The following is an 8279-nucleotide window of genomic DNA, read 5'->3' as shown; positions in this document are numbered from 1 at the left end:
CCCGGCCGCGCCCAGTCCCGCTACCTCCGGGCGCTCTCCGGCCACCGGACGGTGGCGGTCCGGGGCCCCTCGCGCTGCGCCGTGCCGCTTACTGCGGCAGGTTGCGGGCCATCACGATCCGCTGGACCTGGTTGGTGCCCTCGTAGATGTGGGTGCTTTACAGGTCATATGGCGTTGACCTGCACGAACATAACCTTCAGGAGGTACTCCCCCAGCATTTCCCCATGATCACTACCGAGGGGTGCACCGACATCGCTTGTCACGTGAGGGAGGCCACCGCATCCGCTATCAGGGAACGTGCCGCTGCTCCCCTCGCGGCCACCTGCGAGAGCCGGTCAAAGGCTCGGGCGTACAACTCGACCTGGCTGGGCTGCGTGAGGGTGGCAGCAGCATCCAGCGTGTCCGCGTGCACCCTGGTGTCGTCGAAGATCGTGAAGGTTGGCATCGGCCACATAGTCCGCTGCGCCGAGAACGGGACGATCCCCACGGCAACGTTCTGGAGATCCATGACCCCGAGCAGATGACCAAGCTGCGCTGCCATCGTCTCTGCGCTGCACAACCGGTACCGCAACACGGACTCCTCCAGTACAAACGAGAACCGGCGTGTGCCATTGCTCAGCACCCCGTTACGCCTCATGCGGGCCGTCACAGCGTCACTCACGTCATCCGGGGTTCCTCGGAAGTCTGCGATGGATGACAGCAGGGCAGTGGCGTATCCGGGCGTCTGGAGGAATCCGGGAATCACGTCGGAGACGTAGATCCGGAATAGCTTGGTTTGTTGGTACAGATCGCCTGTGGACTCTTGCAGGCGACGTAGGCCGCTTCGCTGGAGTCGTCTCCACTGCACGTGAGCATCGGCGGACTGTCTGTTAGCCGCGATCAAGTCGGGGACCTGATCATCAGCGGCGCAGGCTCGGCACCACGCTCTGATGTCCCTATCGGAGGGAGGCGTCTTCGCGTTCTCGATCCTGGATGACTTCGACTCTGACCAACCGCACCTGACGGCCAGCTCCCGCCCGCTGATCCCCGCATCCTTCCGGATCTCACGCAGACGGCCGGCCAGCTCTTCGCGGGCCTGCTGAACGCGTGAAGACGGGTGTGTGGGCACGGAGCTGGCTTTCGTCAGATCTTGTACAGGTGGTGCGGGATCGCCCGCTCCCAGACTGCTTCGAACGCGGCGGAGCACAGCTTCACGGCTTCTGGGTCCGCCGTTATCTCGTCCTCCACCACCGCACCGTCACCTGAGAAGTGGTGCACCCGTAGCAGCGCACCATCGAACAACCAGAAGTCATTCCCTGGCAGAGGGATACTCGTGGCCCGTCGCCGGGGCAACCACCGCACTTCCTCACCGGCCGTGACGTTGGCGCGGGTGACGTAGTGCTCCCACCGGATGTAATCCGATACCGGCTCGGAGACCACCCGGGCTCGGCGAATCGTCACGCCCCGGGCCACGGTGTCCGTGATCAATTGGTCGTAGGGGTGCCACCAGGATTCGCGGTCCTCCCAGTTGATCCGCTCGCCCCTCTTCCAGGCCTCGAACCGATCCGTTGGCGCGTAGGCGTCACGCAGCTCCAAGTGGGCAGCGGACCGCTCGCACTGGCCAAGCAGCTCAGCGAAGCTGGGCACGCTCGACGGCATCACACGCCTCCCTGATCATCGGGATCATCCGGGCCGGGATCCTCACGATGGCTTCGCTCTCGGGCACCGGACCGTTCGCGGGGCTGCTTGCCTCGCAGTCCGCCTGAGTCTCGGTGTTCGGCTTCCACCCCTGCAACAAGATCTCCTGAGCTTCGGCGTCGGCCCACACGGTGGGGCAGTGGTCCCGGTCCGTGTTGGGGTCGATTCCAATGAACTCTACGGCCATGGCTGGCTCCCTGGTCTAGGTGCTTGCTCGGGCTTGCATCAGCTTCATTGACCTGTGGAGACAGCGTCAATATGGCTACCAGCTACGAGAATTGGCGTGCAAGCTCGTGCAAGTTTGTGGAGCCCGACAGTCGCCACTTCCTACGGTCGGCGCATCGACGCGGAAACGATCGGGAGGGCGCGGTGTGATGGGCGAAAGCAGGGCGCGGGGTACCGAACCGGCTGATCATCTGGGCAGCAGTGAGGCCCGACAGTTCCTCTCCCGTCTCTCCGATGCATTCGGCGTAGGCGGCGTGCTCATGGTGCAGAAAAGCGATCCTGGCCCCGAAGGCGCCGACATGGCGCCAAGTTCGGCCTTGTGCTGGCCCCGGTGCGAGTGCGGGAGCCCGAAGTGTCCTGACTACAAGGCCCCGCCGAATGGGCTGACAGAGGGACTGAGCAGCAGAGTTGCCGAAGCCAACGCACGGAGCCGTAGGGGCGGGCTGTGAGCATCAGAACGGCGATGCGGTACGTGATGCACAGGATCACCGAGCACCCGGATACAGACGTGACCTTTGAGGCTGAGTGCCTGCACTGCAAGTGGAAGGCGACACCTTCCAGCGAGTCGGCGTCTGTCGATGTGGAGTGCATGAGCCACACGGGCCGCTCCGGTCACGCCGGTTTCCGACGTATCAGGACCTCGTTCGCCATGGTCGTTCGCGTCGAGTAGAGCCCCTGCCGCAGTTGTGGGGGACCTGGACTCCCCCCCGGTACGGGCGGCGGCGGTCAGTCATGGCCGCGATTAGTGGAGCAGGAAGGTGCAGTGATGCAGAACGGAACCGACCTGTACGCGCTCGACATCAGCGGGGCCTCGTTGTGCGGCGGCCCCTGTACCGAGGGGTCTACCTCGGGTGCGAGATGCAAATAAAGCCGGCCCCTTCGGGGGCGGGCTCCTTTTTGTTTCACGCCTCAGCGGACTTGCTTCCGTTGAGACTTCCCCTTCACCTGACCAGGGACGACCTTGAGGGGGTCACACTCGAAGCTGATCTTGCCGGTAGCAGGCATCGGGGACTGGCGGACGGGGCCAGGACCCCAGCGGCCTTGAGGGACCCCAGCGCCTGTGAATAGCGACCCTTGCTGTACGGCTCCCCCTTCTCATTGGTCAAGATGAGCTGCAATTCACCAGAACCCAGGGGCGAATGCCCTCCCCGCTGCATGCGGTCCAAAGCCAGGAACCACATACGCGTTTCGAGGTGAAGAACCGCGCTCCCAATCGCAGGGTTCGAATGTGCCGGCCGGTAGACCTTGGCAAAGTGGTAGCTCACTCGGCCCCCTGGGCGTCCAGCCAGCGATCCAGGTCGGCAGGGCGGCATCGAAGCGACTGCCCTACCTTCCGGAACGGGATCTGTTCGGCCTTCCAGTTCCCGTACACCCAGGAACGGGGCTTGTTCAGATAGTCGGCTACGTCATCAACGGTCATAAGCTTGGCTAGCGCCATCCGTCCTCCAAGAAACAAGAAAGCCCCCGAAGACCCTCGGGGGCTCATGCGTATGAAGTGCTAGGTAGTTCAGCCGCCTTGGCTTCCTGCTTCAGCCATTTCCTCAAGTACTGCTTTGGCCTTGTCCGTCAACTCTCCACCCGCCTTACCGGCAACTGTGGTCAGGAAGCCGTCCCTTCTGGCCCGCTTCAGGTGATCCTTCACCGTCTCAGGTCGCCGGCCGATGAGCCGTGCCAGCCACGGAATGGGCGCAGGAGCCCCAAAATCCGCCATGGCGGTGTACGTGGTAACAAGCAAGGCCAAGTACCGCTCTGAGACGCCTTCGCCTTCCAGGGCGAGCCCCGCCGCCTCTCCCATCCCATTCAACTTCCCTGCCACCTCCTCCAACGTCCGCTGGGCTTCGGGAGCCTGCTTGGCCAACTCCAGGGCTGCGGCTACATCGAGCCTGCGCAGGACAGTGGTCGAGATGCCCCGCGCCACCTCGCGAGCAGGGGCATCTTCGGCCGGCTCGATGGTGATCCGCTGCGGCCCCCCGTTGACCGGCCCCACGGGCCACCACATGCGGACCGCCCAGGCGCCCTGCTGCTGAGTGATCTCGAACCCGCTGTCATCCGCTTCCATATCACTCAACTTAACACACCCAGGGGGTTCCACCCTGTGTTGACGACCCAGGGTGGTCGGTGCGCAAACTTGGAAACACCGGGGAGTGACCGGCGCGACGGCGGGGCGGGCCCGTACGTCGGCAGCAGCAGGAGGGGGCCGCTTCAGTGGTAAGGGCATGGGTCGCGCGTTCAAAGGACGACCCGAAGAAGTGGACGACGTTCTGGTACGACCCGGACGGCAAGCAACGACAGAAGACGTTCGAGACCAAGAAGCGGGCTGATGACCAGCGCAAGCGCAAGGAACAGGAACTCGACGCCGGGACCTACCTGGACGACCGCTTGGGCAAGCAACCCGTGACGGCCGTGTGGGAGCAGTGGACGAATCAAAGGAAGCTGGAGAACAGCACCAAGAAGCAGTACCGGTCGATCCTCAACACGACCATTGAGCCGTTCTTCAAGGCGCGTTCCATCGTGTCCCTGAAGGTCGCTGGTGTTGAACAGTGGCTCTTGTGGATGGAGCAGGACCGGAAGCTGTCCGCCCGCACACGGCGTCAGCGGTTCTCGTTCTTCTCCGGGATGATGGACTGGGCTGTCGTCAACGAGATCGTCGGCCGGAACCCGTGCAAGAAGGTCAAGGGCGCGGGCAGCCGCGCCAAGGAGATCCGGGAGCAGAAGAGCACCGCAAGGCGGCTCACGACGCGGGAAGTTCTTGCGATGCTGGATGCCGCTCCTCCGCGATACCGCGCGATGCTGTGGCTCATGGCCGGGTGCGGCCTGCGACTGGGTGAGGCCATGGCGGTGTCCCGTGATCAGATCGACTTCAAGGCCGAGACGCTTCGCGTCGACTTCCAGATTGCGGAGGACGGAGACACCGAGTCGGGGAAGAACAGCGCGATCCAGCGTCGGCACATCAAGGCTCGTGATGAAGGTGAGCCAGGGCGTACCGTCCCCCTCCCGCCGAACGTCGCCTTCGAGCTACGGCGGCACATCAAGAACCACGGCGTATGGGGGCCGGAGCGACTTCTCTTCCCCAACGTGACGCGGACTGGCTACCTCTACGCGTCGTACTTCTACCCGAAGATCTGGATGGAGGCTCTGGGCAAGGGACAGGTGAAGTACTGCAAGGCGCACTCACTCCGGCACTACTACGGGTCGCGACTGCTGTACGCCGGAGTCCCCGAGAACGACGTGGCCGACTGGATGGGCCACAGCAGTACGGACGTGCTGAGGGAGCACTACCACTACATCTTCGAAGTGGCCGAGCAGCGTGGCCGGGCGGCCATCGCGACGATGTTGACGCCCGGCGCCGACGATCCGACGGAGGCATCAGAGGTCGCCTGATCCACGTACGACAACAGCCCCCGGCGTCGCGCCGGGGGCTGTGTTGTTTGTGCAGGTCAGTGGCCGTTTTCAGCCCGGCATCTGCCCAGGTTTCCCCCAGCATGACGCCCAGGAACGGCCCTGATCAGGCCGCCAGGGACAGAAAGCCAGAGGCGTCCCGCCGGACCTTCGAAACAGCTCCTGACCTGCAAAAATCCTGCTAGGGCAGGTTCCTTGCCATCACGATCCGCTGAACTTGGTTCGTGCCTTCATAAATCTGCGTGATCTTGGCGTCCCGCATCATCCGCTCGACCGGGTAGTCACGGGTGTAGCCGTAGCCGCCGAGCAGCTGGACGGCGTCCGTGGTGATCTCCATGGCGGCGTCCGAGGCGTAGCACTTGGCCGCGGCGCCGAAGAACGTCAGGTCCTCGTTCTTGCCGCCGGCGGAGATCCGCTCGGACCTGGCCGCGGCGGCGTAGGTGAGCTGACGGGCCGCCTCCACCTTCATGGCCATGTCGGCGAGCATGAACTGGACGCCCTGGAAGTCGCCGATCGGCTTGCCGAACTGCTTGCGCTCCTGGACATAACCCTTGGCGTAGTCCAGTGCGCCCTGGGCGATGCCGAGGGCCTGGGCCGCGATGGTGATGCGGGTGTGGTCCAGGGTCTTCATGGCGGTGGCGAAGCCGGTGCCCTCCGCGCCGATCATGCGGTCGGCCGGAATCCGGACGTTGTCGAGGTAGACCTCGCGGGTCGGGGAGCCCTTGATGCCGAGCTTCTTCTCCGGGGCGCCGAACGAGACGCCTTCGTCGCCCTTCTCGACGACGAAGGCCGAGATGCCCTTGGAGCGCTTCTCCGGGTCGGTGACGGCCATCACCGTGTAGGAGTCGCTGACGCCGGCGTTGGTGATCCAGCGCTTGACGCCGTTGAGGAGGTAGTGGTCACCGTCGCGGACGGCCTTGGTCTTCATTCCGGCCGCGTCGGAGCCGGCGTCCGGCTCGCTCAGGCAGTACGAGAACATCGTGTCGCCCTTGGCCAGCGGGCCCAGGTACTTCGCCTTGAGTTCCTCGGAGCCCGAGAGGATCACCGGGAGCGAACCGAGCTTGTTGACCGCCGGTATGAGGGAGGACGAACCGCAGACGCGGGCCACCTCCTCGATGACGATGACGGTCGCCAGCGCATCGGCGCCGGCACCGCCGTAGGCCTCCGGTACATGGACGGCGTGCAGATCGTTGGCGACCAGCGCATCGAGCGCTTCCTGCGGGAAGCGGGCCTCCTCGTCCACCGCGGCGGCGAACGGCGCGATTTTCGCCTCGGCGAGCGAGCGCACCGACTCGCGGAGCATGTCGTGCTCCTCGGACGGCCGGTACAGATCGAAATCAGCGGTTCCCGCCACGCTTTCTCACTCCCCTGTGAGCTGTCGGCAGTGCTAACTACCGTTAAGTAACCCTTTACCTCTCCGGATTCTAGGTGCCCGCACCGGCCTGCGGATACGTGAGGTTGCCGACAGTTACAGACCTGCTCGCGCGACGGCTGGAGGAGGCCCCGCCAGGCCCGACTATGCTCGGTCAGCGCCGTTTTCCTCAGCCCGACCGCCACCCGGCCACCGCCGCCCGACCACCGACCCTCAACGCCGGCACTCCGCGCCGCACCCCGCCTGTTTGGAGCATCCATGGCCCTCAAGATCACCGTGATCGGTACCGGCTACCTCGGCGCGACCCACGCCGCGGCCATGGCCGAGCTGGGCTTCGAGGTGCTGGGGCTCGATGTGGTGCCCGAGAAGATCGAGATGCTGCAGCGGGGCGAGGTCCCGATGTACGAGCCCGGCCTGGAGGAGCTGCTGCGCCGCCATGTCGCCGGGATCGAGGGGGCGACCGGCCGGCTGCGCTTCACCACCTCCTACGAGGAGGCCGGCGCCTTCGGCGATGTCCACTTCGTCTGTGTGAACACCCCGCAGAAGCACGGTGAGTACGCCTGTGACATGTCGTACGTGGAGAGCGCCTTCGACGCGCTGGCGCCGCATCTGACCCGGCCCGCCCTGGTGGTCGGCAAGTCGACGGTGCCGGTGGGCAGCGCGGCCCGGCTCGCCGAGCGGCTCGCCGCGGCCGCCCCGGCGGGCGCCGCCGCCGAGCTGGCCTGGAACCCGGAGTTCCTGCGCGAGGGCTTCGCGGTCAAGGACACCCTGCACCCGGACCGGATCGTCGTGGGTGTGGCCGGTGAGCGGGCCGAGGAGCTGCTGCGCGAGGTGTACGCCGCCCCGATCGCCGAGGGCTCGCCGTTCATCGTCATGGACTACCCGACGTCCGAGCTGGTGAAGACCTCGGCCAACTCCTTCCTGGCGACGAAGATCTCCTTCATCAACGCCATGGCGGAGGTCTGCGAGGCGGCCGACGGCGATGTGGTGAAGCTCGCCGAGGCCATCGGGCACGACGACCGGATCGGCAAGAAGTTCCTGCGGGCCGGTATCGGCTTCGGCGGCGGCTGTCTGCCCAAGGACCTGCGGGCCTTCATGGCGCGCGCCGGTGAGCTGGGTGCCGACCAGGCGCTGACGTTCCTGCGCGAGATCGACTCGATCAACATGCGGCGCCGCGGTCACATGGTCGAGCTGACCCGGGACGCGGTCGGCGGCGGCTTCCTCGGCAAGCGGGTCGCCGTTCTGGGGGCGACCTTCAAGCCGGACTCGGACGACGTCCGCGACTCCCCCGCGCTCAATGTCGCCGGCCAGATCCACCTCCAGGGCGGCCAGGTGACGGTGTACGACCCGAAGGGCATGGAGAACGCCCGGCGGCTCTTCCCGACGCTGGCGTACGCGGACAGCGCGCTGGAGGCGGTGCGCGGCGCGGATGTGGTGCTGCACCTGACGGAGTGGCGCGAGTTCCGTGAGCTGGATCCGGCCGCCCTGGGCGAGGTGGTCGCCGAGCGCCGCATCCTGGACGGCCGTAACGCCCTGGACCCGGAGCTGTGGCGCAAGGCGGGCTGGACCTACCGCGCACTGGGCCGCCCCCGGGCCTGACCCCCGG

At 65.8% G+C, this 8279-nt stretch carries 9 protein-coding genes and 1 pseudogene; 4 read left to right on the top strand and 6 right to left on the bottom strand.

Annotated features, from left to right (window positions below; translation table 11 throughout):
- Positions 1 to 259: 259 nt before the first annotated feature.
- Genes ACWGI6_RS25590 through ACWGI6_RS25580 form a run of 3 tightly spaced genes read right to left on the bottom strand, consistent with a single transcriptional unit; the run spans position 260 to position 1864 of the window.
- Positions 260 to 1108, bottom strand: a complete 849-nt coding sequence (locus tag ACWGI6_RS25590; RefSeq protein WP_453269667.1) for a helix-turn-helix domain-containing protein — start codon at positions 1106 to 1108, stop codon at positions 260 to 262.
- A 14-nt stretch (positions 1109 to 1122) separates the two neighbouring features.
- A complete protein-coding gene (locus tag ACWGI6_RS25585; RefSeq protein WP_453269666.1) occupies positions 1123 to 1638 on the bottom strand; it encodes a DUF6879 family protein in 516 nt (171 codons plus the stop codon).
- The gene (locus ACWGI6_RS25580) at positions 1610 to 1864 is read right to left on the bottom strand and encodes a hypothetical protein (RefSeq protein WP_453269665.1); all 255 of its coding nucleotides are present in this window, start codon (positions 1862 to 1864) and stop codon (positions 1610 to 1612) included. Before ACWGI6_RS25580 ends, ACWGI6_RS25585 begins: the two co-directional genes overlap by 29 nt.
- A 501-nt stretch (positions 1865 to 2365) precedes the next feature.
- Between ACWGI6_RS25580 and ACWGI6_RS25575 the strand changes: the two genes are divergently transcribed.
- Both ACWGI6_RS25575 and ACWGI6_RS25570 read left to right on the top strand, forming a co-directional pair.
- Positions 2366 to 2572, top strand: coding sequence for a DUF7848 domain-containing protein (locus ACWGI6_RS25575; RefSeq protein WP_453269677.1), 207 nt, complete (start codon positions 2366 to 2368; stop codon positions 2570 to 2572).
- A 96-nt stretch (positions 2573 to 2668) separates the two neighbouring features.
- Positions 2669 to 2761: pseudogene (locus ACWGI6_RS25570) on the top strand (DUF397 domain-containing protein); the annotation flags it as partial.
- A gap of 402 nt (positions 2762 to 3163) precedes the next feature.
- On the opposite strand, the gene ACWGI6_RS25565 reads toward ACWGI6_RS25570, so the two are convergent.
- Positions 3164 to 3322: a helix-turn-helix domain-containing protein gene (locus ACWGI6_RS25565; protein WP_453269676.1), complete on the bottom strand. Its 159-nt coding sequence runs from the start codon at positions 3320 to 3322 to the stop codon at positions 3164 to 3166.
- An 87-nt stretch (positions 3323 to 3409) separates the two neighbouring features.
- The gene (locus ACWGI6_RS25560; RefSeq protein WP_453269664.1) at positions 3410 to 3961 is read right to left on the bottom strand and encodes a hypothetical protein; all 552 of its coding nucleotides are present in this window, start codon (positions 3959 to 3961) and stop codon (positions 3410 to 3412) included.
- 146 nt (positions 3962 to 4107) lie between these two features.
- On the opposite strand from ACWGI6_RS25560, the gene ACWGI6_RS25555 reads away from it, so the two are divergent.
- The gene (locus tag ACWGI6_RS25555) at positions 4108 to 5283 is read left to right on the top strand and encodes a tyrosine-type recombinase/integrase (RefSeq protein ID WP_453269663.1); all 1176 of its coding nucleotides are present in this window, start codon (positions 4108 to 4110) and stop codon (positions 5281 to 5283) included.
- 199 nt (positions 5284 to 5482) lie between these two features.
- Here the strand turns inward: ACWGI6_RS25555 and ACWGI6_RS25550 are convergent, their stop codons facing one another.
- A complete protein-coding gene (locus ACWGI6_RS25550) occupies positions 5483 to 6655 on the bottom strand; it encodes an acyl-CoA dehydrogenase family protein (protein WP_453269662.1) in 1173 nt (390 codons plus the stop codon).
- 276 nt (positions 6656 to 6931) lie between these two features.
- Here ACWGI6_RS25550 and ACWGI6_RS25545 point away from each other — a divergent pair, with 276 nt between their 5' ends.
- A complete protein-coding gene (locus ACWGI6_RS25545) occupies positions 6932 to 8272 on the top strand; it encodes a UDP-glucose dehydrogenase family protein (protein ID WP_453269661.1) in 1341 nt (446 codons plus the stop codon).
- Positions 8273 to 8279: the final 7 nt, after the last annotated feature.

The sequence above is a fragment of the Streptomyces sp. NPDC054786 genome, assembly GCF_053611685.1.
The sequence above is the reverse complement of the archived record's forward strand: the minus strand, read 5'-3'. Positions and strand labels throughout refer to the sequence as shown.

Excerpts from the sequence above, each read along its gene's own strand:
- ACWGI6_RS25585 (WP_453269666.1), bottom strand. The coding sequence starts at position 1,638 with ATGCCGTCGAGCGTGCCCAGCTTCGCTGAGCTGCTTGGCCAGTGCGAG.
- ACWGI6_RS25580 (WP_453269665.1), bottom strand. The coding sequence starts at position 1,864 with ATGGCCGTAGAGTTCATTGGAATCGACCCCAACACGGACCGGGACCAC.
- ACWGI6_RS25575 (WP_453269677.1), top strand. The coding sequence starts at position 2,366 with ATGCGGTACGTGATGCACAGGATCACCGAGCACCCGGATACAGACGTG.
- ACWGI6_RS25565 (WP_453269676.1), bottom strand. The coding sequence starts at position 3,322 with ATGACCGTTGATGACGTAGCCGACTATCTGAACAAGCCCCGTTCCTGG.
- ACWGI6_RS25560 (WP_453269664.1), bottom strand. The coding sequence starts at position 3,961 with ATGGAAGCGGATGACAGCGGGTTCGAGATCACTCAGCAGCAGGGCGCC.
- ACWGI6_RS25545 (WP_453269661.1), top strand. The coding sequence starts at position 6,932 with ATGGCCCTCAAGATCACCGTGATCGGTACCGGCTACCTCGGCGCGACC.